The following is a 25,048-nucleotide window of genomic DNA, read 5'->3' on the forward strand; positions in this document are numbered from 1 at the left end:
CCATGGTCGATGACAACGAACTGAAAAAGCTGCGCGATGCGGCAGTGCCAGGCCCGGGTGCTAAGGCACGCGCGCGCGCGCTCGCCGCCGCCATGACGGCCTTCGATGAAAAAGATGAAGCAGCCCCCCAAGGAACGGCGGCGACGTCGCGTCTCACTTCCCGAGCACTCACGCTCTGGAGAGAGATCATGCAGAAGAAGCTCATCGCCACACCGGCCATCGCCGGTCTCGTCGCATTGCCGATTGCCGGCTACACGGCTTTCCACCTGATGCAGGAACAGAGATCAGCGGTCGACGCAAGCGATAGCGTCGCCGAGACGCTTGCGGACAAGCCGGCGTCGGCAAAACCGGACACGCAGCCACCACTGGCTGCGGCTCCCTCGACAGATGAAATCAAGCAAAAGATCGCTCCTGTGGCGTCTGCCGCGAAACCCGAGGCTGCCGCGCCTGCCGGCAACGTGCAGGCTGCTCCGCGCAAGGAGTTCGCGCGGATGAAAAGCGCCGAGATGAAATCGGCCGCGCCTTTGGCCGAGAGCGAATCCGCCGATTCCTTGGCGCGCAGCCCGGCGAGTACAACATTGATGGCTGAGCCCTCGATCGCGCCGGCGCCGATGCCTGCCGATACCGTGCAGCCGCGCGAGGAAAACCGCGACCGCGTCCAGGATTTCAAGACCAATCCGGTCCGCTCGGCAAAAGAAGATCCGGTCTCGACCTTCTCCATCGATGTCGATACCGCGTCCTATTCCTTTGTTCGTCGCTCGCTGAAGGATGGGCTTTTGCCGCAGGCAGATACCGTCCGCGTCGAGGAGATGGTCAATTACTTCCCTTACGACTGGAAGGGACCGACCGACGCTGCGACCCCATTCAACACGACGGTCAGCGTCATGCCGGCGCCGTGGAATGCCGAACACAAGCTCATGCATGTCGCCATCAAAGGCTACGATATGCAGCCCACGGTACAGCCAAAGGCCAATCTGGTTTTTCTGATCGATGTGTCCGGCTCGATGGACGAGCCGGATAAGCTGCCATTGCTGAAATCCGCTTTCCGCCTGCTGATCAACAAGCTCAAAGCTGACGATACTGTCTCTATCGTCACCTATGCGGGCGATGCCGGCACAGTGCTGGAGCCGACCAAAGCGTCGGAGAAGGACAAGATCCTGCGTGCCATCGATGACCTTGCGCCGGGTGGTTCGACAGCCGGGGAGGCGGGCATCCGCGAGGCCTACCGGCTGGCGCAGAAATCCTTCGTCAAAAGTGGCATCAACCGGGTGATGCTTGCCACCGATGGCGATTTCAACGTCGGCCAGACCGACGATGACGATCTCAAGCGACTGATCGAGAAGCAGCGCGAGACGGGCGTGTTCCTTTCGGTTTTCGGCTTCGGGCGCGGCAATCTCAACGACCAGATGATGCAGACCATTGCCCAGAACGGCAATGGCACCGCCGCCTATATCGACACGTTGGCCGAAGCCGAGAAGGTGCTGGTCGAAGGCGCTTCCTCGACCTTGTTCCCGATTGCCAAGGACGTGAAGATACAGGTCGAGTTCAATCCCGCCAAGGTCGCGGAATACAGGCTGATCGGCTACGAGACGCGGGCGTTGAATCGAGAAGACTTCAACAATGACCGTGTCGATGCGGGCGAAATCGGTTCGGGCCATTCCGTGACGGCGATCTATGAGTTGACGCCGAAAGGGGGCACGCAACAGGTCGACGATCTGCGCTACGGTGAGGCGACGACCAGCAATGGCGGTGTTTCCAATGCGGACGAATTTGCGTTCGTGAAGATCCGCTACAAACTGCCGGATGCGGATACGTCCAAGCTGATCACCACGCCGGTGACCGGTGCCAACGAAGTGTCGTCCTTCGATGCTGCCGGCGCCGACCAGCGCTTCTCGGTCGCGGTTGCGGCTTTCGGGCAGAAGCTGCGCAACGAGGATGCGACCGCCAAATTCGGCTATGACCGCATCCAGGAGATCGCCAGCGCCGCGCGCGGCGCCGATCCATTCGGTTATCGGGCGGAATTCCTGTCTTTGGTGCGGCTGGCGGCAGCGATGAACTAGCAGGCTGCCCTCTCTCCGTCTCAGCGGAGAGAGGGCATTTCAGAAGGCTTCGGAACGATCGCGAGGATGCCTGATCGCTGCCTTTTCTTCTGATTGCTAAAATGCCGAATAATTTCGCTACCGCGGTGCAACGTAACGTCACGTAAGGACCTTCGAGGGACGCTCTTTAAGGGTTTGGACGTGCGCATAGACGGAATTTCGACTTCGGTTCAGGTGACCGCAACACAGGTCACCGAACCGGCAAGGACATCACAGGCAATGCTCAGCCGGGACGTTGAGACTGCACGCAAGACGGCATTGTCGGCGCTCACCAATGAGCGTTTTCGTGCGGCGCTGGAAAAGCTCAGCGACCCGCGCGCATCGGAAACGGTCGCGTTGATGCGCAGTGGCGGACCGTCGACCGATCTCGGCTCAGTGCAGGCTCGCTACGCCGACAACAGCAACGATTAAAAAAAGAGTACCGCCGGATCAGGCGCGCGAGCGGCGACGCTCGCGACGACCTTCGCCGGTCTCATTGGCATTGGCGCTGGCAGCCTTGTTGCGCAGCGGCCCGATGCGCTCGACGATGGTTTCAACCGTTGGGCGCACGTCCTTCTTGTGCACATCCAGCGCCTTGCGCATGGCGGCCAGGTGGGCGAAGGAGGTGCCACAGCAGCCACCAACGATCTTTGCGCCGGCATCGACGGCCAGACGCACATAGTCGGACATCAGTTCCGGCGTGCCGGAGTAATGGATTTCCGAGCCGCGGAATTCCGGGATGCCGCAATTGCCCTTGACGATGACAGTGGCCTCCGGCTTTGCCTCGGTCATGTCGAGCAGGGAAGCCAGGATATCGGACGCGCCGACGCCGCAGTTGGCGCCGACGCCGAGCGGGGCTTCGGCCAAGCCATCAGCGACGGCGTGGATATCCTTCGGCAGCAGACCCATCATGGTGCGGCCGGCGGTGTCGAAGGAACCCGTATAGGTATAGGGCAGGCCGACGCGGATTGCAGCCTCGGCGGCAGCGCGGATCTCGTCAGGTGCCGACATGGTCTCGATCCAGGCGACTTCGGCGCCACCGGCCTTCAAGCCCTCGATCTGTTCGGCAAAGGCCTCGACGGCATCCTCGTAGCTTAGCGCGCCGAGCGGAATGAGCAGCTCGCCGGTTGGGCCGACGGAGCCGGCGACGATGACTTTGCGGCCAGCCTTGTCGGCAACGGAACGCGCGATTTCCGCAGCCGTCTTGTTCAATTCGAAGACGCGGTCCTGCGCATGGTGCAGCTTCAGACGGTGACGGGTGCCGCCGAAGGAGTTGGTCAGGATGATGTCGGCGCCAGCATCGACAAAGCCCTGATGCAGCTTGGTAATGGTCTCGGGCGCGGTCTCGTTGAGGATTTCCGGCGCTTCGCCAGCCGGCAGGCCCATTGCGAACAGATTGGTGCCGGTGGCGCCATCGGCCAGAAGCACGCCCTTTTCGGCGATCAGGGCATCGATCGGATTGATGGTGGTCATGGCGCGGGCTTTCAAACTCGAGTTTGGATAAGGATATAAAGAAGTCTTTATGTCCAGTCAATGGAAGCGCGCTTCACGATCTCCTGCCTAAGACGAAAAAACACGATCTCTTGCAGAAGACGAAAATGCGTTTCACGGGTCGAACTACGCGGCCGGCGTCAGCTCGACTTCGATTTCGGTGCAGACGTCGCCATTGGTCGGATGATGATCGACCGAACAGGCTGTGACGACGACCAGGAGATCGCGTTCGGCTCGCAGCGTCACCGAACCGCCCGGCGGGTTGATGGAGGCGTCAACCAGCAATGTTCCGTCAGCGGTCGGCAGCGAGTTCTGGAAGAAGTCGACCGGGTCCGGCGTGAAGGGAAGCGCAATGCCCTCGGCGGCGAGTGCCTTATGCAGATTGTCCTGGCAACTCGGATGCTCGTCGAAACCGGCGCGGCGGTATAGCGCCGCGTTGCAGGCCGGAAAGAGCATGTCGTGCGGACCGGGGGAATCGTTCGCCACCAGTGTCAGCAGCGGCTCACCTGTGGTGCCGTAAAAATGTTCGCCGATCTGTGGGAACAATCGCTCGATGATGTCGCGGGTGTTCGACGTGCTCAGCCAATCCAGCGTTTCTCCGGTCACGAAAGCCCACAGATCGGCGACTTGTTGGCCCTTGGGGTCGATGATGCGGATGCGTTCGCCCTTTTTTATACGGAAGGCGCGGCCGGACTGCGGAGGCACGACGATATGGCGATCCAAGGATAGCTCCCTGCATTGATGACTGCGGGAGGGTGCCGTCAGGGGCGCGAAACCGCAAGGGGCAGGTCGGCCAGACGCTGGGCGAAGGCAGCCGCCTCATGTGCGTTGATCTCGGCCGCGCGGATCAGATTGTCGAAATGGCCCGTCAGCGTACGGATCGGTTGGGTGGCGTTGAGCACGATATACATGTCGCCGACATAGATCGCGGCGCGATAAGGTCCGAAGATCGTATAGGGGATCGAATAGCGCATGCGCCCGTCATAGAGATAGAGGCGGAAGGTCGGATAGAGGTCGTCGAGCAGGGCAGCCATATGCATCAGTTGCTCGCGGCGCTCTTCGGCCGGAAAGGCATCCCAGACACCCAGGCCGCGCGCGAAGATCTCCAGCGTATGGCGTGGCATGCAGACCTCCATGTCGGTCTCCGGCCGCCTGCTGTAGTCTATGCGGTACTGCGTTTCGCCGGCCTGTGCCTGTCGGCTTTTGTTGGAAATGCCCGCCTCATAGTCGACCAGCGCCTCTGTGCGCAGAAGGTCAGGGATGCCCGCCGGTACGTAGCGGATCTTGGTGCCGACCGCTTCGGCATGCCATTTGGCGATCAGCGTGCGCTCGAAGCCGCCGGAGGCTTCTTCGATTTCCAGGCTTTCGCGGATTTCGCCGGTCACGCCCTCGTCCTGCGAGAGGCCAAGCAGCCAGTCGAGCGAGACCTTGAACTCGGCGGCGATGTTGAGAAGCGTCTCCGCGCGCGGCAGGCGCACGGACGCGCCGGAAAGCAGTTGCGACAGCGCTGAACGGTCGATGCCGACGGCGGACGCGAAGGCCGACTGGTTGAGATCGGAGCGTGTCAAGAGCATTTTCAGTCGCTCCCGGAACACGGTGGAGAGGTCGCGCTTGTCCATTGCGTTGTTCCTCCAAAAGCTAGCAAAAAGTTCTACACATAGGCTTCATTCGCGCAAATGGGCGTAAATGAATCTCCCGATTTGTTTACCAAGCGCATCATATGCTTGCAAAGGTGCGCAATCGCAACACTTTGTGCGCTTTGTCGCGTTGAGACAGCGTATGACTGCTGACACAATGTTGTCAGGAATCACAAACCGGTTCCGGCGACTGAAAGGCAGTGGTCGATCGCATGGCAAACAAGCGCAAGAAGGTGAGCAGCAAACCGGCGGTGGAATGGCCGACCGTTTTTCTCGCCATAGGCTGTTACGGAACCTGGCTCATCGCCGGCCTGTTGATCTGGCCCTCCTATCCGCTAGTTGCCCTTGTCGTGCTCACTCTGACTGTCGCGTTGCAGTCGTCGCTGATCCACGAAGTGCTGCATGGCCATCCGACCCGCAACGCGCTGGTCAACGAGGCTGTCGTCTTCCTGCCGATCGGGCTTATTTGGCCATTCCGCCGCTTCAAGACGCTGCATCTGCGCCACCACGCCGATGAGCGCCTCACGGATCCGCTCGACGATCCGGAGAGCTACTACAAGGCGCTGTGGCACCATGACGAGCTTCCGGAGGCGATGAAGTTCCTGCTCAGGATCAACAACACCATGGTCGGCCGCTTTTTCCTCGGTCCGTGGATGTCGATGATCGGCTTTTACATCGACGACGCCAAGCAGATGCTGGCTGGAGACAAGTCGATCCGGCAGGCTTGGCTGTTGCACGCCATCGGACTTGCCGCAGTGCTGCTGGTGATCCAATTCGGCTTCGGCATGCCGCTGTGGCTCTACATCCTTGTCCCGATGTGGTTCGGCCAGTCGCTGATTGCGATCCGCACCTATGCCGAACACCAGTGGTCGGAGCGTCCCGAGGGCCGAACCGTGATCGTGGAACGCTCGCCGCTGTCCTTCCTGTTCCTCAACAACAACCTGCATTTCGTGCACCACAGCAAGCCGACGGTGGCCTGGTACAAGTTGCCGAAGCTCTTCCGGGATGACCGCGAAAAGTGGTTGAAGGCCAACAACGGCTATACATACCCGAATTATTTCGCGCTGTTGAAAGCCTATGCCTTCAAGGCCAAGGAGCCGGTCGTGCATCCCGCGCTGCGGCGTGTGCCGGAAAAGGGCAGGGCGTTTGCGCCGCGCGTGCGGGCTCGCAACGTCAGCGGCCTCGGAACCGCGCCGGTTCCTGCCGAACCCCCGAAGGAGTGATTGTCGGTACTCCGTTTCTTACGCCATCTTGAAACCTCAACCCTGCGACGATCATATCCTGGCATGAGCAAATTCATCGCCGCCCTTTCTATGTATGACTGGCCGGAAGCCCGCGCGCAGGTCGATGCTCAATGGGCAAAGATTCGCCATGCCTTGCAGTACGCCGGTGTCGATGCACCCGAAGCGTTGGTGCGGCGCAATGCAGACCTGCCTGCCGTTCCGGGCGGGATCCGTGACGCATCAGGCAAGGTCGTCGTATCTGATCCTGCAAGACTGTCGCCGGACGAACTTGATTTCCACGCCATCTGGCTGCATCCGGCGCTGCTGTTCGCGCAGACCTGCTGGGGGCCGATGGAACTCGGTCTTCAGCACCATGTGCAGGTGGTCGGCCAGCCGAGCTATGACGGTATCGAAGGCGGGCAGGGTGGTTTCTACTCCAGCGCCATCGTGATGCGGAAACCGGGCAAAGACGTTGCCGCACCCGACAAGGGACAGGCGCTCATTCCGCTCGACCTGATCAGGGGCAAGCGTTTCGCCTTCAACAGTCTCGATTCCATGTCGGGCATCATTGCCATCACCCGTGACCTCCAGGCGATGGGCGAAAGTCTCGATGTCTTCGCCGAACGGCTGGAAAGCGGCGGCCACCGCAATTCCGTTGTGGAGGTCGCCGAGGGACGGGCCGATGTGGCAGCGATCGATTGCCAAAGCTGGGCCCTGGCGCAGCGTTTCGAACCACGGGCGAAGGATGTCGCGGTCGTTGGCTGGACAGCGCGGCGCAAGGGACTGCCTTTCATCACGGCGCGAACCACGCCACCGGCGCTGCTGGCAAAATTGCGCGCAGCTCTTGTGGCGGAAGCCGAGCTGATTGCCGGCTGAGTTGGTCGTCAGCCGGCGGCAGCTTCCCCGGGTATTTGAGAGCGTTTCCGCCTATTTCGCGGCCACGGTTTTCTGCCATTCAGCCCATTCGTTGATGACGGTATCGGCGAATTTCGAACCGACCCGATAGGCATTGGCGGTTGCCGGTCCGAACCCGCCAGAGTCGGCGCTGAGCGATTCGATCGCTGTCTTGCCGTCCGGCTCTCGGTCGAAGTTCGAAGCGGTACGCAAAAGCGCGATACGATCGAATTGCAGCAGGCCTGCATCGGCGCCGCGCTGGAGAGCGGTCAGCGAAGCATTGTCCTCCATCTGCGTGGTGCAGTAGTTGCCGGCACCATCGGTCAGCAGCGACACCCATTTGCCCATGCTTTCGGCCGTTTTGGTGCCGTGCCAGTAGGTGTCGGTCGAGAGCGTGTCGCAGATGCTGACAGCGGGTGCTGCATTGCCTGGCGAGGATTTGTATGCCGCCCGGTAGGCCTTGGCCTTGTCGCTGTCTGCAAGCTCGACGCTGCTGGTCAGGGCCAGTGCCTTCTCCGCCAGCTTCTCGTTCAGCTTGTAGACCTCCGTTCCCGACCCCCATTTGGGCTTCTCTCCTGGTTTTTGGGCGCCAAGTGCCACGACGCCGTCCGGCCAGTCAGCAGGGATCTGGCGCGGATCGATCTCGTGGCGAAGACCGGCGTCGACGGCAAAACGCGCCCAGTGCGCCGAACCAAGCGTGCCGTCGCTCGGATCGACGCCGGCAATGCCGGCGATGAGGATATAGCTCTGCTTGAGGTCGAACAGGCCGCTGTAGATCACAGCCGAAACAGAGCTGGCGGCATTGGCGTAGCCCATGGCCGTCGTCATCACGCACAGGCCTGCGGTATCGCAAGCGACCTCCGGATATTCCTTCGACAGACCCGGAACCTTCACCTTGGTGTCGAGCTTGCGCCCTTCCAGCCAAGGTTTCGCTTCGCTGCCAAACATGGTGATGACGAGGACTTTCGGCGCGATCGGTTGTTGCGCAAAGGCTGAGGGGGCCGCTGAGACGAGAGCCGCGGCAAGCGCGGTATTGGCGAGGCCGAAGCGATAGGAGAATGGCATGGGCTTGATCCGAGGTTAGGGGCGACAGACGCCACTATCTCTGCCGGTATGGCCTACAGCCATGCCGGCATCAGCGCTTTCCACACCAAATTGGAGGGCCAGAGCTCACACGGCCAGCAGGCGTTCGTCGAGCGGATAGGATGACAGTTTTTCGGGGCCGGTCTCGGTGATGAGAATCTGTTCCTCGAGCTTGACGCCTTCGTACCCGCCCAGACGGCCGATATAGCTTTCCACGCACAGGACCATGCCGGGTTCAATCACGCCATCTGGCGTATCCTCCGTCCAATCGGAGATGTGCGGCAGGGTTGGGTATTCATCGGCAAGGCCGACGCCGTGATAAAGCACGCCATAGCGGGTCGGGAAACAATCCGGCGGCGGCACGGCGGAGCGTTCGACAAGTTCTTTGAACGAGATACCTGGCCGCATCAACTCGGTGTTGTAGATGATCTGGTCGGCGGCAATGCGATAGAGATCACGCTGTTCGTTGCTGGGACGACCGTCGCCGCACAGCCAGGTGCGCGAAAGGTCGGCACAGAACCCGTAAGGGCCGATGAGGTCGGTGTCGAAGGCAACGAGATCTCCCGCGTCGATGATGCGCGACGAGCATTCCTGGAACCAGGGGTTGGTGCGCGGGCCCGAGGAGAGCAGCCGCGTCTCGATCCACTCGCCACCACGCGCGATATTGCCGCGATGCAACTCCGCCCACAATTCGTTTTCGGATATGCCGGGCTGCAGCGCCGCCTGCATCTCGCCCATGGCTGCCTCGCAAGCGATGATTGCACGGCGCATGGCAAGGATTTCGTCGGGCGATTTGATGAGGCGGGCGTTTTCCATCACGGCTTCGCCATTGCCTATGGTGATGCCGAGGCGTGCAAGCTCTTCGACCCCTTCGTGGTCGAGATGATCGACGGCAATGCGATTGTTGCTGCCGCCATGCTCACGTACCAGATCGGCGATCTCGGCTGCCCAACGGCGAACCTTTATCTCTGTGATCTCGCCGCCATAGAGATACATCCAGGACACGGCTGGCCGCACCTCGTCGACGACACCGGAGTGGTCGGACAGGTGCTCGCAGGAGAAATAATCGAAGAGAACTACCGGCCCCTCCGTTGCCACGAAACAGTGGCGGGTCGGATTGTGCGCGACCCAGAGCTGCATGTTGGTACTGTCGGTCGCGTAGCGGATGTTGACCGGGTCGTAGAGCAGAGCGCCGGCATAACCGCGGCGCTTCAGTTCGGCGCGGATGCGCTCGAGCCGGTATCGGCGCATCGCGGGGAGATCGGGGGCGGCTGTGCCGGCGGCCGCCCATTCACGTTCGGCGATCTCGCCGTAGCCCAACACATGCTGGTTGAGCGAAGCTGCCTTTTCACGCGATGCGGCGCGTAGCTCTTCAGTCGAGCCGGGCTGCGAAGTACTGCCCGGCTCGAAAGGCATGATCTTGCGATGACGGCCGAAAGTCCCTGAAGTCCGGCCAGCCGTCGACATGGTTCAACCTCGCATCTTTTCGCCGCTCGGGTCGAAGGGCGGTTCAATGTTGATGCGGGCAGGGCGGCGGTGCCCGAGGATCTCGATCTCGAACATGCCGGCGCTTTCATTTTCAGCCAATGCCGCCGGTACGTAGCCCTGCGCCATCGATTTCTGCACATAATGCGCGTAGCCGCCCGATGTGATCCAGCCGACAACACGCCATTCGCCGTCGACGATGCCGCGCACGCCGGAGGCGCCTTGTGCCGCCGTTGAGCCGCGCACTTCCTTGCCGAACTCATCGAAACGCGGCGCACCGTAGCCGTGCGGCTTCTCGACTGTGCCGTAATCGGTCGCAACCTTGGCCCAGACGGGCTCGTCGCCCATCACGTCGGCATCGGCTGCATCCACCAGGAAGGAAACACGGCGCAGTTTCGAACCTTTGCCGTTGGCCATTTCGGCCTGTTCGCGCGCGGCGGCTTCGCGACCGATGAAGTCGTTCTTCTCCATCTTGATGAATCGGTCCATCGAGCCCTCGAATGGGCCATAGATGGGCCTTAGCTCACGGAACCATGTCGGAAAATTCTTCTCCAGGCGCATGGCAAGCAGCGCGCGCATACCGAAATCGACGATGCCGAATTCGTCGCCCGCTTCCTTGATGGCAGCATAGACAAGCCGTTGATAGGCAGGCGGCATCCAGATCTCGTAGCCGAGATCGCCGGTATAGGTGATGCGATTGACGAGGCACGGCGCGCCGCCGACGGCCATCTCGCGAAAATCCATGAATCGGAAGGCCTTGGACGAGATATCGATGTCAGTGAGCTTCTGCAGCAGTTCCTGGCTCTTCGGTCCAGCAATGGAGAGGCCGACAAGGGTCTGGTCGAAGCGGTGGATGCGAACGGAGCCGTCCTTCGGCAGATACTTCTCGAACCAGCGCATGTGGTATTTCTGCGCTGCTGACGAGCCCCAGATCATGAACTTGTCGTCGTCCGTCTTGGCAATGGTGAAGTCGCCGATCAGCTTGCCGAATTCGTTCAGCATCGGGGTCAGCACGATGCGGCCCTTCTTCGGCATGCGATTGGTCATCAGACGATTCAGGAAATCTTCCGAACCCGTTCCACTGACTTCATATTTCGCGAAATTGGCGATCTCGGTGATGCCGACGCGCTCACGTACCGCACGCACTTCATTGCCGATATGTTCGAAGTCGTTGGAGCGGTGGAAGGAGACGACGTCCTTCGGTTCCGAACCCTTTGGCGCGAACCAGAGCGGGGTCTCCAGGCCCCAGCTGTCGCCCATGACGGCGTTGTTGGCCACCATCGTGTCATAGAGCGGCGTGGTCTGCGCCGGACGGGCAGCGGGCAACTCTTCGTTCGGGAAGCGGATGGAGAAGCGGCGCGAATAGTTTTCGCGCACCTTGGCGTTGGTGTAGCGCAGGCTTGCCCATTCGCCGAAACGGGCGACATCCATGCCCCAGACGTCGAAGCCGGGATCGCCATTCACCATCCAGTTGGACAGGGCGAGACCGACGCCACCACCCTGGCTGAAGCCGGCCATGACAGCGCAGGCGCACCAGAAATTCGTCAGGCCCTGTACCGGACCGACCAGCGGGTTGCCGTCGGGCGCAAAGGTGAAGGGGCCGTTGATGACCTGCTTGATGCCGGCATTGGCGATGCCCGGGAAATGTTTGAATCCGATCTCCAGCGAGGGCGCGATGCGGTCGAGGTCGGGTTGGAGGAGTTCGTGGCCGAAATCCCAGGGCGTGTTCACCGGCGACCATGGCTTGCAGGCTTTCTCATAGGTGCCGAGCAGGATGCCGTTGCGCTCCTGGCGCGTGTAGATCTCGCCCTTGAAGTCCAGCACGCCGACCATTTCGCGGCCGGTGGCCTTGTTGAATTCCTCGACCTCCTTCATCGGCTCGGTGAGCAGATACATATGCTCCATGGCGAGCAGGGGCAGCTCGACGCCGACCATGCGGCCGACCTCGCGCGCCCACAGGCCGCCACAGTTGACGACGTGCTCGGCCTTCACCGTGCCCTGTTCCGTGACAACGTTCCAGGTGCCGTCGACCTCCTGGGTCAATTCGATGACGCGGTTGCGCAGTACGATTTCGGCGCCCAGCTTCTTGGCTGCCTTGGCATAGGCATGCGTGGTGCCGGACGGATCGAGATGGCCTTCGACGGGATCCCACATGGCGCCGACGAAGTTCGTCTCGTCCATCAGCGGGAACATCGCCTTGGCTTCCGAAGGCGTGATCAGTTCGGTGTCCATGCCAAGGTAGCGACCCTTGGCGTGGGCGAGCCGCAGGAAGTCCATCCGCTCCGGCGTATCGGCCATCATGATGCCGCCGGTCAGGTGCAGCGAGCAGGACTGGCCGGAAAGCTCCTCCAACTCCTTGTAGAGCTGCACCGTGTAGGCCTGCAGCTTGGCGACATTCGGATCGCCGTTCAGCGTATGGAAGCCGCCGGCAGCATGCCAGGACGAGCCGGAGGTGAGTTCCGAACGCTCGATCAGCATGACGTCGGTCCAGCCGGCTTTTGCCAGATGGTAGAGGACCGAACATCCGACGACGCCGCCGCCGATCACAACCGCTTTAACGTGGGATTTCATAGAGTTATTTCTCGGTTTGGATGGTTTGACTCAGGTTGTGGGTGAAGCTTCAGGCACATGATTAAAAGTCATGTGCTCAACAAATTGAGCCTGTTTTGCATAGACAAATCGCAGATCGAAGGCTGTGACGCTCTCCAATAAGCGGCCGTCGAGCGCGGCGAGGATTGTTTCGCAGACAGCCGTTCGGTGCTTCAGGACATCCGTGTTCCAGAAGCGGAGTATGGAATAGCCATGGGCACGCATAAATTCGTCACGTTTGCGATCATGGGCGCTGTCTATGTGTTGGGAACCGTCGATTTCGACGACGAGCCATTTTTCTCGACAGGCAAAATCAGCGAAGTAGGGGCTGATCGGTAGCTGACGAGTAAAACGGAAACCACCCAGTTTGCGGTTTTTGAGTTCAAGCCAGAGCAGGGCCTCAGCCTTATTGCCCCCTTGCCGCAGTGAGCGAGCGCGATCGGTCACGCCTTTCCGTCGACGACTGCGCGTAACGTGAACGTCTTCCCCCACTCCGTCGCCGCTTTGCGGCGCCACCTCTCCCCCCTCCGGAGGGAGAGGAAGGGAGTCAAGCTTCGCCAGTTCGCGCCTTTCCTCTCCCCCGTCGAACGGGGGAGAGGTGGTCGGCGAAGCCGATCGGAGTGGGGGTCGATCTTTCATCTAAAGCCGTATTCAAAAATCCGTGGGAGCGCCGCCCTCGGCGATGCGCCGGTCGACGAAGGCATTGAGTTCTTCACGGACTGCAGGGTCCATATAGGGCTCTTCGTAGCTCGCCAGACGCTCCTTCCAGACGCGGTTGGCTTTCTCCATCGCTGTCGGCGAGCCTGCTTCGGCCCAGGTCTCGAAATTGCGCCAGTCGGACAGGATCGGCGAATAGAAGGCGGTCTTGTAGCGCGACTGGGTATGCGGCGTGCCGAAGAAATGGCCGCCGGGGCCGACATCGCGGATGGCGTCGACGGCAAGCGCGTCCTCCGAGAGGTCGAGCGGCGTGAGGAATTCCGCCACCATCTGCAGAAGATCGATGTCGAGGATCATCTTTTCATAGGAGCAGCGCAGGCCACCTTCCAGCCAGCCGGCGCCATGCATCATGAAGTTGCCGCCGCCCTGAATGACGCCCCACAGCGAAAATACGCTTTCATAGGCAGCCTGGGCATCCACTGTATTGGCGGCACAGGTGTTGGAGGTGCGGTAGGGCAGGTTGTAGCGGCGGGCCAACTGGCCGCCAACCAACTGCGCCTTCATATATTCCGGCGTGCCGAAGGCCGGTGCGCCGGACTTCATGTCGACGTTGGAGGTGAAACCGCCATAGCCGACGGGCGCACCCTTCCGAACCATCTGCGTAAAGGCAATGCCGGCAAGCGCCTCGGCATTTTGCAGCACCAGGGCACCTGCGATCGTCACCGGTGCCATCGCGCCCGATAGCGTGAAGGGCGTTACGAAGACGATCTGGCCCATGGATGACATCTGGATGATGCCTTCCATCATCGGGACATCGAGCTTAAGCGGCGAGTTGGTGTTGATGATGGTATAGAGCGACGGCTCCTCCATCATCTGCTCGCGCGAGATGCCGCGCGCGATGCGGGCGATCTCGATGCCGTCGAGATTGCGTTCCTTGCCGAGAGAATAGGCGTGGAAGGCCTTGTCGGTCAGGATGGCGAGGTCGCGGATGCACTCGAGATGCCGGACGGACGGGTGAACGTCGATCGGTTCGACCGGATACCCGCCCGTTATCTGCAGGATGTTGTGCATCTGCGCGAACTTGAGAAAATTGCGATAGTCGCGCTGGTTGCCGGGCCGGCGGCCGCCATCAAGATCCGAGCAGTTCGGCGCGGAGGCCATCTGCGCGAAGACCGTGTTGTTGCCGCCGAAGCGCAGATTGTGCGCAGGATTGCGAGCATGAATGGTGAATTCGCTGGGCGCATGGGAGATCAGGTCGAGGATCATGTCTGCGTCGAAACGGACACGAATCTCGCCTTCGCGCACATCGGCGCCGTGCGCCTTCATGATGCGGCGGGCTTCGTCGTGCAGCACGTCGACGCCGATTTCCTTGAGCACACGCAGCGAGGCCAAGTGGATCGATTCCAGCTCGTCATCGGAGAGCAGTTTGGTCGGTGCGAAGGGGATCTTGAGCTGTCGGAAGGCCGGCTGGTCAAAAGCGGCGGAGCCTACGGCGCGCTTGCCGGCGCGTCCGCCGCGACGGGCGCGATCGGTGGCCAGGGCCGGTTCGGCGGGTTGCAGCGCGGCGGTCATGATAATCCTCATGCGATTTTTTGTTGCCGCATAATGGACCGCCGACCGGTTCGCCATTGCGGAGGCGGCGACCATTAGAGCGAGCAAAGCGACATGACGCTTGGCGTGTCAGCTACGTTGGGTAAGCCGCAGGAAATCGGCGCAGGCAAATGTGAAGGGCGTTACAGTCGCGCCATAAGAGCGGTTTAGATTGCGCGCGCGAGAGACTTCCAAGCGAACTTGCGTGGCTTCTGATCGCAAAACCGAGAGACACTTTTCCGAAACCCGCCTGGGGAGGATATCGTGGCCGATGTGGTAAGGGTGCGGGCGGCAACCAACAACGAAGTCGCCTTCATTGCCTGGGATGTCGACGGCATGATTCCAGGCTGTCTCGGTTTCGAGATCGTGCGGCTTTACCCCGATACCGGCGAGGAGCGTTGCCTGGCTTCCTGGGTGCCGTTCAAGGGACAGCGCAACAAGGAGTGGATCCCACAGGATACCGGCGTGTGGCCGGTACAGAAGACCTTCTGGCGTGATCTCACGGTGCGGCGGCGCCGCGACAGCCTGACCATGCGGCCCGATGGCGAAATGATCGCCTATCGTGTGCGTCCGGTCGGCGCCATGAAGCCGGGGCTCGAGCCGGTTCCGGTTCGACCGCCCGAAATTGACGGAAAGCGGACCTACACGGGCACGCCGCGACAACTCGGCTATCTGGGACAGGGCGCTGTCAGCCCGACGATTTTCCTGGGTTCGATGTTCGGCAAGGCGCGCGTGGCCTTCACCAACGGCGTGCTGTCGACACAATGGATGTCGCGCGCGCTCGCCGAGGCCGGCATCAAGGTCGGCCAGCGCGACAAGATCCGGGAAGAGCTGCAGGACCGCAACAGCAAGATCCGCGCTTATCTGCATGGCGATGTGCCCGACGTGCTGACCAGCCTGCTGACGCGGGCCAAGGCGGAAGGCGGTTCGGTGCGGCTGGCGCTCTATGAACTCGGCGATGACGCGCTGCGCGACGCCATCATCGCCGCGAAGGGTGTTGTGGAGGTAATCCTTTCCAACTCCGGCAAGGACGAGCAGACCAAGAAATGGGATTTCGGCAACGCTCCTTACCGCCAGGCGCTGCGCGATGCCGGGGTGACGGTGACCGATCGGCTCTTCAACAACAACCATATCGGCCATAACAAGTTCGCGGTCTATCGCGACAAACACGGCGCGCCGCAGGCGGTGATGACCGGGTCGACCAACTGGACGACCACCGGTATCTGTGGCCAGTCCAACAATGCCTTCATCCGCGATGATCCCGAAATGGCGAAGATCTTCAACGACTACTGGGAGTGCATGAAGGGCGATGTGTTTCCGCCGCCGCAACGCGAGGACGCGCCGGGCCATGCCGTGCAGACCCAAGGCGTGGCGTTTCGCAAGAACAACCACATTGCCAATCCGCTAAACGGTCAGAGCGCGCCACTCGATGATATGACCGTGTGGTTCTCGCCGAACGACCCCGAGCGTAACAAGAAGACGCTTTCGGTGCGGCCGGTCGACCTGGAGGACGTTTTTTCCCGCATCAGGGCTGCCAAGAAGGCCGTGCTGTTCCTGGTGTTCAACCCGTCGCGGCGTGGCGACAATTCGATCGTTGCCGAAGCGGTCGCTGCCGCGGGGGCGGACAGGGGGCTCATCGTGCAGGGCGCGATCAGCGATCCGGCTGCGATGCCGAACTACGTGCCCTCGACGCGCGACCCAGTCACGCGCAAGTCCAACAAGGACGGGAAGGCGCCCTTTGTCTTCCCGGAGAAGGTCTGGGAGATGCCGAATGTTTCGATCGTACGGGCCGCAAATCTGACCGGCGCCTCGATCGCGACGGATTTCCAAGCCGAAGTGCTGACCATCGGCCATGCCATTGTGCACGATAAGATCGTCATCATCGATCCGATGGAAGACAACGCCACCGTGATCACCGGCAGCCACAACCTCGGTTACAAGGCGTCCTACGAGAACGATGAAAACCTCGTGATCATCGAGGGCGACAAGACTTTCGCCGCCGCCTATGCCGTGCATTTCCTTGACGTGTTCGATCACTACAAATTCCGGGCCTGGCGGCGCACTTTGGGCAGGAGACCGTCCGCCGACGATGGTTTGCGGATCGACGACAAATGGCTGAAGCCTTATGCGCAGGGCAGGAAGGGAGCGCTGGCGCGGTACTTCCCCTGAACACGCCCGCGCCCTTCGGTTCGGGATCATGCTCTCGTGGAGCAAGCGATCCTGCGTATCCAGCTCTTTCGTCCATCGCAATGAACGGCTAGCACCCGAAAACCGTTGACCATCGAAGATGGGTGCGGTGGGAGGAGACATGGCCGCCGCAGAGAGCTGCAAGAACGAAGCGATGACCAATTGGGCTGCGATCGCAGGTGTGATCGCGACCGTTTCGGTCTACGCCATCGCGCAAGGCCTGACCTATCCGCTTTTGTCTTTCGTCCTGCAGCGGCAAGGTGTGTCGCCGGCGATGATCGGCCTTTCCGCAGCGATGACGCCGATCGGCTTCATCGTGTCGTCGCCGCTGATCCCGTCGCTGGCCAGGCGCTTTGGGGCAGGGCGCACGGCGCTGACCTGCGCCGCGCTTTCCGCGCTGACGCTGGCCCTCGTCGGTCTGACCTACAATGTCTATGCATGGTTTCCACTGCGCTTCATGATCGGCGTCGTCACCAACCCGCTTTATGTGCTGAGTGAGGTCTGGATGATCGCGCTGGCGCCACCGGGCAAACGCGGGCGCATTATGGGTGTGTATTCCACGCTGATCTCGGCCGGCTTTGCCGCAGGACCGCTTTGCCTGCTCTTCGTCGGCACCGAGGGCTGGCCGCCCTTCCTGGTTGGCATCGTCGCCTTTGTCGTCTGCGGTGCGTGTCTCGCGGTCGTATTGCCCAGGCTGCCGAAGGTCGACCAAACCGGTCATCACGTCTCCGTTCTGGGCTTCATGCCTTTGGCTTTGCTGCTGCTCACGGCGGTGGTCGTCGCAGCCGGTTTCGAGCAGGCGGTGCTGGCACTTCTGCCGGTCTACGGCACAAATTTCGGTATTGCCGAGACACGTATGTCGGCGCTGCTGACCGTCATGATCGCCGGCAATATCGCCATGCAGGTGCCGCTTGGGCTGCTGGCGGAACGGCTTTCGGCACAGGTTGTGCGGCTGGGCTGCGTTGTCGCCACGGTTGCCGGTTGCGCGTTGCTGCCGCTGGTGATCACCACGCCACTGGTGTGGGCGTTCCTGTTCGTGCTGGGTGCCGTCTCCTATGGCATCTATACCATGACCATCATCGAACTCGGCGAGCGTTTCACCGGCCAGGCCCTCGTCGCCGGTAACGCCGCCTTTTCGCTGATGTGGGGCGTCGGCGGTATAGCCCTGCCGCCGCTTGCCGGCGCCGCCATGACCTTGTTCGGAGCGCCCGGGCTACCCGTGACATTGGGGGCAATCTGCCTTGTTCTTGTCGTTGCCAGTGTCATGGCATTGCGCGGTGGGTTGAACAGCCGTCGCAGGGTCGGCTAGAGTGTGCCCATGCGTGTTGTAGTGGCCCATCCCCGCAGGCTCGATATCGCCGTGACGCCTTCGCTGCGCACGCGCCACACCGAGCTTTTGCGGCTGTGCGCCCGCATCGGTTATTCGCCGCCTTCCGCTCTTTGAGAATCCGTCTCCGGCTGTTGCCGGGTTGATTCAAAAGGAAAGGCTAATCTTATGACTTATCAGAATTTTTCGCTGAAGCAGCTTCAGCAGATCGATGCCGCGCATCATCTGCATCCCTTTACCGACCACAAGGAACTGCGCGGCGCCGGTTCGCGCATCATTACCCACGCCAAAGGGCCGTTCATCTACGATTCCGAAGGCGCGGAGATCCTCGACGGCATGGCGGGCCTTTGGTGCGTGAATGTCGGCTATGGCCGCGATGAACTGGCCGATGCTGCCTACACCCAAATGAAGGAGTTGCCGTACTACAACTCCTTCTTCAAGTGCTCGACACCGACGCCGGTGCTGTTGTCCAAGCGACTGGCCGAGATCGCGCCGAAGGGCGTGAGCCAGGTCTTTTATGGCTCGTCAGGCTCGGAAGCCAACGACACCGCGCTTCGGCTGGTGCGTCACTTCTGGACGCTGGAAGGCAAGCCGGAGAAGAACCGCATCATCTCGCGCAAGAACGCTTATCACGGCTCGACGGTGGCAGGCACCTCGCTCGGCGGCATGGAAGGCATGCACAACCAGCTCGGTGGGCCGGTTCCCAATATCGTCCATGTCATGATGCCTTACGCCTATGAGCTGGCGCTGCCCGGCGAGAGTGACCATGATTTCGGCCTGCGCGCCGCCAAGGCGGTCGAGGATGCGATCATTGAGGCTGGGGCGGAGAACGTGGCCGCCTTCATCGGCGAGCCGATCATGGGGGCCGGTGGGGTCAAGATCCCACCCGCCAGCTACTGGCCGGAAGTGCAGCGCATCTGCCGCAAGCACGATGTGCTTCTGATGCTGGATGAGGTGATCACCGGCTATGGTCGTACCGGCGAGTGGTTTGCCGCCGATTATTACGGCATCCAGCCCGACACCATCACTACCGCCAAGGCTCTGACTTCCGGCTACCAACCGCTGTCGGCACTGCTGGTCGGCGACCGGATCGCCACGACGCTGGTCGAGAAGGGCGGCGAGTTCTACCACGGCTACACCTATTCCGGTCATCCGGTGGCCTGTGCGGTGGCGATCGCCAATCTGGACATCATCGCCAAGGAAGGGCTGGTCGAGCGGGTGAAGAACGAGACCGGGCCATATTTCGCCAAGGCGCTGCAGGAACGCATTGCTGGGCACGACCTGGTCGGTGAAGTCCGCTCGATCGGCCTGATGGGGGCCATTGAGATCGTCAAGGACAAGGCGACGAAGGAGCGCTTTTCGCCGGTGGGGAGCGCTGCGGTGACCGTACGCGATCATGCCATTGCCAATGGCATGATGCTGCGGGCCACCGGTGATACGATGATCCTTTCGCCGCCGCTGATCTGGACCCGCGACACGATCGACATGGCCTGCGAGCGTATCGGCAAGGCGCTCGACCTCGCCAAGGAAGACCTGCGCCGGGCGTAGCCAGAGCTGACAGTTTGTCACAGGGAGCCGGCGGAACGATCCGCCGGCTTTCGCATTCGCTATTTCAGGCAAATCCTTTCAACCTGGATGATCCCGTGAAAAGCCGTTCTCGAAAGAGATCCCGCCAGCCGGCGGGTGCCAAGGCCGTTGCCGATCTGATGCTCGCGCCGGCGGTTGTGATGCTGCGTCTGCCAGTGATGGCCGCAGAAGCAAGTGGCTTGGGTTGGCGTGACGAAAGCGTGCGTGCGCTTTCCGAGAAAGTGGCCGCAGCGGCCGAAGGTGTCGCCGCAGCCCAATTGTCCATGATTGACTCGTTGAGCCGCTTCTGGCCCGAAGTGATGACTGGCCAGGCGCCGTCGATGCTGAACGGTGTCGCACTTGAGCGGTCGGTGCACGCTGCACTCAAGCCGGCAAGCCGACGCGTGAAGGCGAATTTCAAACGGCTGTCGGGATGATCCGCCGCTTCCTAGGGATATGGAGCCATCCCTGTGCGCCGGATAGGCGTGCAGCGCCCTAACGGCAAAAACCGCGCTCTCGGGGAACGCGGCTTTGCCAGATACGCATGGCGTTTCGCTACTCGAAAACCTGCGAAACTAACGGCTCCGGTACGCGAGACCTGATCCGGAGCGCGGGGCAGAGCGTTTCGTCCGCCTTGGATTCCGTTCTACAGGCACATCGTTACCGCGTGGTTAGCGAGACCTTAAGCAAATCTAAATTTGCCGATTTTTTGAACTGCATTTTAGGAAAATTGAACAGATAGAATGGCTTATCCGTTCGATCCCCGCAGGAAATTGATGATTCCGGAAAAGTCGGCACCGCTGCCGCCCTGCGCGTTGAAGAGCGCATAGAGCTGTGCGGCCTCGGCACCCAGCGGTGTGGCGGCACCGGCAGCTTGGGCGGCTTCCTGGCTGAGTTTCAGGTCTTTCAACATCAGCGCCGCCGCGAAGCCCGGCTTGTAGTCGCGATTTGCAGGGGAGGCGGGAACCGGGCCTGGCACGGGGCAATAGGACGTCAGCGACCAGCACTGGCCGGACGAGGTCGAGGCGACATCGAACAGCGCCTGATGCGACAGGCCGAGTTTCTCGCCCAGCACGAAGGCTTCGGCCACGCCGATCATCGAGATGCCGAGGATCATGTTGTTGCAGATCTTGGCAGCCTGGCCGGCGCCGTCCTCGCCACAATGGACGATACGACCAGCCATCGGCTGCAGCACCGGCTCTGCGCGGGCGAAAGCCTCCTTCGACCCGCCAGCCATGAAGGTAAGCGTGCCAGCTGCGGCGCCGCCGGTGCCGCCGGAAACAGGCGCATCGATGGAGAGAAGACCATTTTCGCCAGCGATCGCATGCGCCTTGCGCGCCGACTCGACATCGATGGTGGAGGAATCGATGAACAAGGCACCCTTCGGTGCCCAGGGAGTGATTTCGGCGTAAACCGAGAGCACGTGCTTGCCGGCCGGTAGCATGGTGATGACGATTTCGGCTTCCTTGACTGCGCTCTGACCGTCCTCGGCAATCGTCAGGCCGTGTTCCTTTGCCAACGCGAGATTTTCCGGGATGAGGTCGAAACCGACGACCTTGTGCCCCGCCTTGACGAGATTGGCGGCCATGGGGTTGCCCATATTGCCGAGGCCGATGAAGGCGATGGTGGTCATTGGTGGGTTCCTCCGGAATTGGAATTAGGCAGTAGGCAATCGGCAGTCGTTAAGCAGAGGCAGAGTCAGGTGGATGGCGACAATCCGTTTCGACTGCCTACTGCCGATTGCCTACTGCCTACCAATCAAATGCCGCGCCACGATCACGCGCATGATCTCATTGGTGCCTTCTAGGATCTGGTGGACGCGCAGGTCGCGAACCAGCTTCTCGACGCCGTAGTCTTGCAGATAGCCGTAGCCGCCGAACAGTTGCAGCGCCTGGTTGGCCACCTCAAAGCCGGTGTCGGTGACGAAACGCTTGGCCATCGCCGACCATTTCGAGGCGTCGTGCGCCTTGGCATCCAGTTTCGAAGCCGCCGCATAGAGGAAGATACGGGCGGCCTGCAACTCCGTCTCCATGTCGGCCAGCCTGAACTGCAACGCCTGGAACTGGTTGATGGTGGAGCCGAAGGCCTTGCGTTCGCCGGTATAGGCCAGCGCCTTGTCGAGTGCCGACTGTGCGCCGCCGAGCGAACAGGCGGCGATGTTCAGCCGTCCGCCGTCGAGACCGGCCATGGCGATCTTGAATCCCATGCCCTCGTCGGACAGCAGGTTCTCGGCCGGCACTTTGCAATCTTCGAAAATGACGGTGCGGGTGGACTGCATGTGCCAGCCCATCTTGTGTTCGTTGGCGCCGAAGGAAAGACCGGGCGCGTCCTTGGGCACGACCAATGTGGAAATGCCCTTCGGGCCGTCCTCGCCGGTGCGTACCATGGCGACATAGACGTCGGAATCGCCGGCGCCTGAAATGAATTGCTTGGCGCCGTTGACGACGTAGTCGGAACCATTGCCGCCCGAGCGGGTCGCCTTGGTCTTCAGCGCGGCTGCGTCGGAACCCGAGCCCGGTTCGGTCAGGCAGTAGCTGGCCAGCCATTCCATGGAGGTCAGCCTCGGCAGAAAGCGCTGGCGCTGTTCGTCGTTGCCGAAGCGATCGATCATGGACGCCGCCATGTTGTGGATCGAAATGAAGGAGGAGAAGGCCGGGCAGGCACGCGCCAGCGCCTCGAAGATCAGCACTGCGTCAAGCCGGCCAAGCGCGGAGCCGCCGACATCGTCGCGTACATAGATGCCGCCAAGTCCGAGCGGCCCGGTTTCGCGGATCACATCGGCCGGAAAATGCTTGGCCCTGTCCCATTCGAGCGCGTTCGGCGCGACCCGCTCGTCGGCAAAAGCCTCGGCCATGGTCTGGATGGCGCGCTGGTCTTCGTTAAGTTCGAACTGGCCGCTGGCCGCCGTCGTGACGGTATCCATGGCGTCCTCCCGAATATGTCGTTTTTGGCTATGCGTGGACAGCAATCTAGACCAATGATGCGCCCGCGCAACCCGACCTTAGGGATCAATCCAGCGAAGGATCGAGGCAAAGCGGCTGTGCAGGAATGCGAGAGCGGAGCGTGTGGTGACGACGAATTTTGATGAGCTGCTGGAGGCGTTCCATGCCTTTCTGCGGTTCGAGGAAGCTTCCCTGGCGCACGATGCGGCAGCGGGCATCGACTGGAGGATGGCCGCCCGTCGGCTGGAGCCGAAGGCAATTTCATGCATGCGCCATCTCGACCGCATTGGCGAAATCGCACCGGCTGCGGCCCAGCCGCTCGTTCGTTTGCTTGCTGGCAACCGGGAGGCCCTGCGCTGGGGGCAGACCTATACGGAAAAGGATTTCGGTCACGATTTTCTCGACAATTACGGCTGGGTGGAAGTGTTTGGCACGCGTGGCCATTTTGCCAATGACACGGTGGCCGGCGGGTTCCTGATCCTGGGCCCGGAAGTCGTCTATCCGGACCATCATCATGAGGCCGAGGAGATCTACATTCCACTGACCGACGGCACCGGCTGGCGCAAGGGCGAGGGCGCCTTCCAAGTGCGCGGTGCCGGTGAGGTGATCCACCATCCTTCCAACGTCAACCACGCCATGAAGACCGGCGTCGAACCACTGCTTGCGCTTTATCTCTGGCGCGGCGGTCCACTGGCAGCGAAGTCGACCATAGCCGGCGGAGAGGCGTGAACCATGGCGCGGGCGATCATGCTCCAGGGCACGGGCTCGGATGTCGGCAAGACGGTGCTGGTCGCGGGGCTTTGCCGGGCGGCACGTAAGCGCGGGCTGAGGGTGAGACCGTTCAAGCCGCAGAACATGTCGAACAATGCTGCCGTGGCCGAAATTCCAGGTGAAACCGGGGGTGGCGAAATCGGGCGAGGGCAATGGTTGCAGGCACTTGCCTGCGGCGTCACACCCACGGTGCACATGAACCCTGTGCTGCTGAAACCGCAGACGGATATCGGCTCGCAGGTGATCGTGCAGGGCAAGATGTTCGGCGAGGCGCGGGCAAGAGACTACCAGACCATGAAGGGCCGACTGCTGGAGGCGGTGCTGGATTCCTGGGAAAAAGTGGGTGAGGGCGCGGATCTCGTCATCGTCGAAGGCGCCGGTTCGCCTGCGGAAATCAATCTGAGGCCTCGCGACATCGCCAATATGGGCTTTGCCACGCGCGCCAGCGTGCCGGTAGTGCTGGTCGGCGACATTGATCGCGGCGGGGTGATCGCCTCGGTGGCGGGCACGCACCTGATCCTGCCGGAGGAAGACCGGCGCATGATCGCCGGTTACCTGATCAACAAGTTCCGCGGTGACGTTACGCTGTTCGACGACGGCATCAAGGCGATCGAAAGTTTCACCGGTTGGCACTGCTTCGGCGTGGTGCCCTGGCTGAAGGCGGCGTCGCGGTTACCGTCGGAAGATTCAGTGGTGCTGGAACGACTGGCAGCGGGTGAGAAGCGAGCGTTGAAGGTTGCCGTGCCGATGCTGTCACGCATCGCCAATTTCGACGACCTCGACCCACTGAAGGCCGAACCGCCGGTAGAAGTGGTGTTCGTACCACCTGGAAAACCGTTGCCGGCCGATGCCGGGCTTGTCGTCATCCCCGGTTCGAAGTCGACCATCGGTGATCTTCTGCATCTGCGTGAGCAGGGTTGGGATCGCGACCTTGCTGCCCACGTTCGGCGTGGAGGTCACGTCGTCGGCATCTGCGGGGGCTTCCAGATGCTGGGGCGCGTTGTGCGCGACCCTCAAGGTATCGAGGGCAGTATACGCGAAACCGAAGGGTTGGGCCTGCTCGATATCGAGACCGTGATGGAGCCCGAAAAGACCGTGCGCACCAGCAACGCACGCTCCGCCATGTTCGACCTGCCGCTAGATGGCTACGAGATTCATCTCGGCCGCACCACGGGGCCGGATTGCCGACGCCCGGCAACGATCATCAACAATGTCCCGGACGGCGCAATCTCCGCTGACGGCAAGGTGTTCGGTACCTACCTGCATGGACTGTTCGGAGCGGATGCCTTTCGCGCCCGCTTTCTGGAAAGCCTTGGTATTGCTGGAGGCGGCATCGACTACAGGGTCAGTGTCGAGGCTGCGCTGGACGACATCGCGGCAGCTTTGGAGACGCATCTCGACTGCGATGCACTGTTTTCGCTGGCACGGTAGAGCAATTCCAGCAAATTATGCAGCGGTTTTGCGCTCGGATTTCCGTAAAAGAGTTGGAGCGTTTCCGGGCGGAAACGCTCTAGGTTCGGGACAGCAT

General features: G+C 61.5%; 21 protein-coding genes. 11 read left to right on the forward strand and 10 right to left on the reverse strand.

The annotated features are described in order from the left end of the window. Positions 1-2 precede the first annotated feature (2 nt). Together ACFWXH_RS11175 and ACFWXH_RS11180 are read left to right on the forward strand one after the other, a co-directional pair. The gene (locus ACFWXH_RS11175) at positions 3-2,060 is read left to right on the forward strand and encodes a von Willebrand factor type A domain-containing protein (protein ID WP_379120141.1); all 2,058 of its coding nucleotides are present in this window, start codon (positions 3-5) and stop codon (positions 2,058-2,060) included. A 180-nt stretch (positions 2,061-2,240) separates the two neighbouring features. Next, positions 2,241-2,510, forward strand: coding sequence for a hypothetical protein (locus ACFWXH_RS11180; RefSeq protein WP_379120143.1), 270 nt, complete (start codon positions 2,241-2,243; stop codon positions 2,508-2,510). Between the two features lie 18 nt (positions 2,511-2,528). Here the strand turns inward: ACFWXH_RS11180 and bmt are convergent, their stop codons facing one another. The 3 genes from bmt to ACFWXH_RS11195 all read right to left on the reverse strand — a co-directional run bounded on the left by bmt (position 2,529) and on the right by ACFWXH_RS11195 (position 5,188). After that, positions 2,529-3,551 carry a betaine--homocysteine S-methyltransferase gene (bmt, locus tag ACFWXH_RS11185; RefSeq protein WP_054308020.1) on the reverse strand — a complete coding sequence of 341 codons (1,023 nt, stop codon included), beginning with the start codon at positions 3,549-3,551 and terminating at the stop codon, positions 2,529-2,531. Between the two features lie 144 nt (positions 3,552-3,695). After that, on the reverse strand, positions 3,696-4,292 hold the full coding sequence (locus ACFWXH_RS11190) for a DUF1989 domain-containing protein (RefSeq protein ID WP_244483213.1): 597 nt from the start codon (positions 4,290-4,292) through the stop codon (positions 3,696-3,698). Between the two features lie 38 nt (positions 4,293-4,330). Next, positions 4,331-5,188, reverse strand: coding sequence for a helix-turn-helix domain-containing protein (locus ACFWXH_RS11195; RefSeq protein ID WP_054308019.1), 858 nt, complete (start codon positions 5,186-5,188; stop codon positions 4,331-4,333). A 230-nt stretch (positions 5,189-5,418) separates the two neighbouring features. Here ACFWXH_RS11195 and ACFWXH_RS11200 point away from each other — a divergent pair, with 230 nt between their 5' ends. After that, complete coding sequence (locus tag ACFWXH_RS11200; RefSeq protein WP_054308423.1) at positions 5,419-6,429, forward strand: fatty acid desaturase; 1,011 nt, start codon at positions 5,419-5,421, stop codon at positions 6,427-6,429. A gap of 63 nt (positions 6,430-6,492) precedes the next feature. Further along, positions 6,493-7,305 (forward strand): phosphate/phosphite/phosphonate ABC transporter substrate-binding protein, encoded by an 813-nt coding sequence (locus ACFWXH_RS11205; RefSeq protein WP_379120146.1) that lies wholly within the window; start codon positions 6,493-6,495, stop codon positions 7,303-7,305. 51 nt (positions 7,306-7,356) lie between these two features. Here ACFWXH_RS11205 and ACFWXH_RS11210 read toward each other — a convergent pair whose 3' ends face one another. The 5 genes from ACFWXH_RS11210 to ACFWXH_RS11230 all read right to left on the reverse strand — a co-directional run bounded on the left by ACFWXH_RS11210 (position 7,357) and on the right by ACFWXH_RS11230 (position 14,709). Continuing rightward, positions 7,357-8,388: a purine-nucleoside phosphorylase gene (locus ACFWXH_RS11210; protein ID WP_379120148.1), complete on the reverse strand. Its 1,032-nt coding sequence runs from the start codon at positions 8,386-8,388 to the stop codon at positions 7,357-7,359. Between the two features lie 105 nt (positions 8,389-8,493). Beyond that, entirely contained in the window at positions 8,494-9,873 is a 1,380-nt protein-coding gene (locus tag ACFWXH_RS11215; RefSeq protein ID WP_379120150.1) for a M24 family metallopeptidase, read from the reverse strand. Between the two features lie 3 nt (positions 9,874-9,876). Further along, positions 9,877-12,462: an FAD-dependent oxidoreductase gene (locus ACFWXH_RS11220; RefSeq protein ID WP_379120152.1), complete on the reverse strand. Its 2,586-nt coding sequence runs from the start codon at positions 12,460-12,462 to the stop codon at positions 9,877-9,879. 30 nt (positions 12,463-12,492) lie between these two features. Beyond that, on the reverse strand, positions 12,493-12,996 hold the full coding sequence (locus ACFWXH_RS11225; RefSeq protein WP_379120154.1) for an endonuclease domain-containing protein: 504 nt from the start codon (positions 12,994-12,996) through the stop codon (positions 12,493-12,495). Between the two features lie 135 nt (positions 12,997-13,131). Further along, positions 13,132-14,709: a trimethylamine methyltransferase family protein gene (locus ACFWXH_RS11230; RefSeq protein ID WP_379120156.1), complete on the reverse strand. Its 1,578-nt coding sequence runs from the start codon at positions 14,707-14,709 to the stop codon at positions 13,132-13,134. Between the two features lie 282 nt (positions 14,710-14,991). On the opposite strand from ACFWXH_RS11230, the gene ACFWXH_RS11235 reads away from it, so the two are divergent. The 5 genes from ACFWXH_RS11235 to ACFWXH_RS11255 all read left to right on the forward strand — a co-directional run bounded on the left by ACFWXH_RS11235 (position 14,992) and on the right by ACFWXH_RS11255 (position 20,244). Beyond that, entirely contained in the window at positions 14,992-16,896 is a 1,905-nt protein-coding gene (locus ACFWXH_RS11235) for a phospholipase D-like domain-containing protein (RefSeq protein WP_379120158.1), read from the forward strand. 139 nt (positions 16,897-17,035) lie between these two features. After that, positions 17,036-18,223 (forward strand): MFS transporter, encoded by a 1,188-nt coding sequence (locus tag ACFWXH_RS11240; protein WP_379120160.1) that lies wholly within the window; start codon positions 17,036-17,038, stop codon positions 18,221-18,223. A gap of 9 nt (positions 18,224-18,232) precedes the next feature. Next, entirely contained in the window at positions 18,233-18,358 is a 126-nt protein-coding gene (locus ACFWXH_RS11245) for a capsid protein (RefSeq protein WP_379120162.1), read from the forward strand. 51 nt (positions 18,359-18,409) lie between these two features. After that, positions 18,410-19,789, forward strand: a complete 1,380-nt coding sequence (locus ACFWXH_RS11250) for an aspartate aminotransferase family protein (RefSeq protein ID WP_379120164.1) — start codon at positions 18,410-18,412, stop codon at positions 19,787-19,789. Between the two features lie 95 nt (positions 19,790-19,884). Beyond that, positions 19,885-20,244 carry a hypothetical protein gene (locus ACFWXH_RS11255; protein WP_379120166.1) on the forward strand — a complete coding sequence of 120 codons (360 nt, stop codon included), beginning with the start codon at positions 19,885-19,887 and terminating at the stop codon, positions 20,242-20,244. Positions 20,245-20,555: 311 nt separating this feature from the next. Here the strand turns inward: ACFWXH_RS11255 and mmsB are convergent, their stop codons facing one another. Both mmsB and ACFWXH_RS11265 read right to left on the reverse strand, forming a co-directional pair. Then, positions 20,556-21,440, reverse strand: a complete 885-nt coding sequence (gene mmsB, locus ACFWXH_RS11260) for a 3-hydroxyisobutyrate dehydrogenase (RefSeq protein ID WP_379120168.1) — start codon at positions 21,438-21,440, stop codon at positions 20,556-20,558. Between the two features lie 111 nt (positions 21,441-21,551). Then, positions 21,552-22,730: an isobutyryl-CoA dehydrogenase gene (locus tag ACFWXH_RS11265; RefSeq protein ID WP_054308008.1), complete on the reverse strand. Its 1,179-nt coding sequence runs from the start codon at positions 22,728-22,730 to the stop codon at positions 21,552-21,554. A gap of 145 nt (positions 22,731-22,875) precedes the next feature. Here ACFWXH_RS11265 and ACFWXH_RS11270 point away from each other — a divergent pair, with 145 nt between their 5' ends. After that, on the forward strand, positions 22,876-23,478 hold the full coding sequence (locus ACFWXH_RS11270; RefSeq protein WP_379120170.1) for a dimethylsulfonioproprionate lyase family protein: 603 nt from the start codon (positions 22,876-22,878) through the stop codon (positions 23,476-23,478). Positions 23,479-23,481: 3 nt separating this feature from the next. Then, positions 23,482-24,951, forward strand: coding sequence for a cobyric acid synthase (locus tag ACFWXH_RS11275; protein WP_379120172.1), 1,470 nt, complete (start codon positions 23,482-23,484; stop codon positions 24,949-24,951). Positions 24,952-25,048 lie beyond the last annotated feature (97 nt).

It is taken from the genome of Mesorhizobium sp. NPDC059054, from assembly GCF_042739215.1.
GTDB lineage: Bacteria > Pseudomonadota > Alphaproteobacteria > Rhizobiales > Rhizobiaceae > Mesorhizobium.

What these genes read in the sequence shown, in the direction of transcription:
- ACFWXH_RS11175 (WP_379120141.1), top strand. Translation starts at nt 3, where the DNA reads ATGGTCGATGACAACGAACTGAAAAAGCTGCGCGATGCGGCAGTGCCA.
- bmt (WP_054308020.1), bottom strand. Translation starts at nt 3,551, where the DNA reads ATGACCACCATCAATCCGATCGATGCCCTGATCGCCGAAAAGGGCGTG.
- ACFWXH_RS11195 (WP_054308019.1), bottom strand. Translation starts at nt 5,188, where the DNA reads ATGGACAAGCGCGACCTCTCCACCGTGTTCCGGGAGCGACTGAAAATG.
- ACFWXH_RS11200 (WP_054308423.1), top strand. Translation starts at nt 5,419, where the DNA reads ATGGCAAACAAGCGCAAGAAGGTGAGCAGCAAACCGGCGGTGGAATGG.
- ACFWXH_RS11205 (WP_379120146.1), top strand. Translation starts at nt 6,493, where the DNA reads ATGAGCAAATTCATCGCCGCCCTTTCTATGTATGACTGGCCGGAAGCC.
- ACFWXH_RS11210 (WP_379120148.1), bottom strand. Translation starts at nt 8,388, where the DNA reads ATGCCATTCTCCTATCGCTTCGGCCTCGCCAATACCGCGCTTGCCGCG.
- ACFWXH_RS11215 (WP_379120150.1), bottom strand. Translation starts at nt 9,873, where the DNA reads ATGTCGACGGCTGGCCGGACTTCAGGGACTTTCGGCCGTCATCGCAAG.
- ACFWXH_RS11220 (WP_379120152.1), bottom strand. Translation starts at nt 12,462, where the DNA reads ATGAAATCCCACGTTAAAGCGGTTGTGATCGGCGGCGGCGTCGTCGGA.
- ACFWXH_RS11230 (WP_379120156.1), bottom strand. Translation starts at nt 14,709, where the DNA reads ATGACCGCCGCGCTGCAACCCGCCGAACCGGCCCTGGCCACCGATCGC.
- ACFWXH_RS11240 (WP_379120160.1), top strand. Translation starts at nt 17,036, where the DNA reads ATGGCCGCCGCAGAGAGCTGCAAGAACGAAGCGATGACCAATTGGGCT.
- ACFWXH_RS11245 (WP_379120162.1), top strand. Translation starts at nt 18,233, where the DNA reads ATGCGTGTTGTAGTGGCCCATCCCCGCAGGCTCGATATCGCCGTGACG.
- ACFWXH_RS11250 (WP_379120164.1), top strand. Translation starts at nt 18,410, where the DNA reads ATGACTTATCAGAATTTTTCGCTGAAGCAGCTTCAGCAGATCGATGCC.
- mmsB (WP_379120168.1), bottom strand. Translation starts at nt 21,440, where the DNA reads ATGACCACCATCGCCTTCATCGGCCTCGGCAATATGGGCAACCCCATG.
- ACFWXH_RS11265 (WP_054308008.1), bottom strand. Translation starts at nt 22,730, where the DNA reads ATGGATACCGTCACGACGGCGGCCAGCGGCCAGTTCGAACTTAACGAA.
- ACFWXH_RS11275 (WP_379120172.1), top strand. Translation starts at nt 23,482, where the DNA reads ATGGCGCGGGCGATCATGCTCCAGGGCACGGGCTCGGATGTCGGCAAG.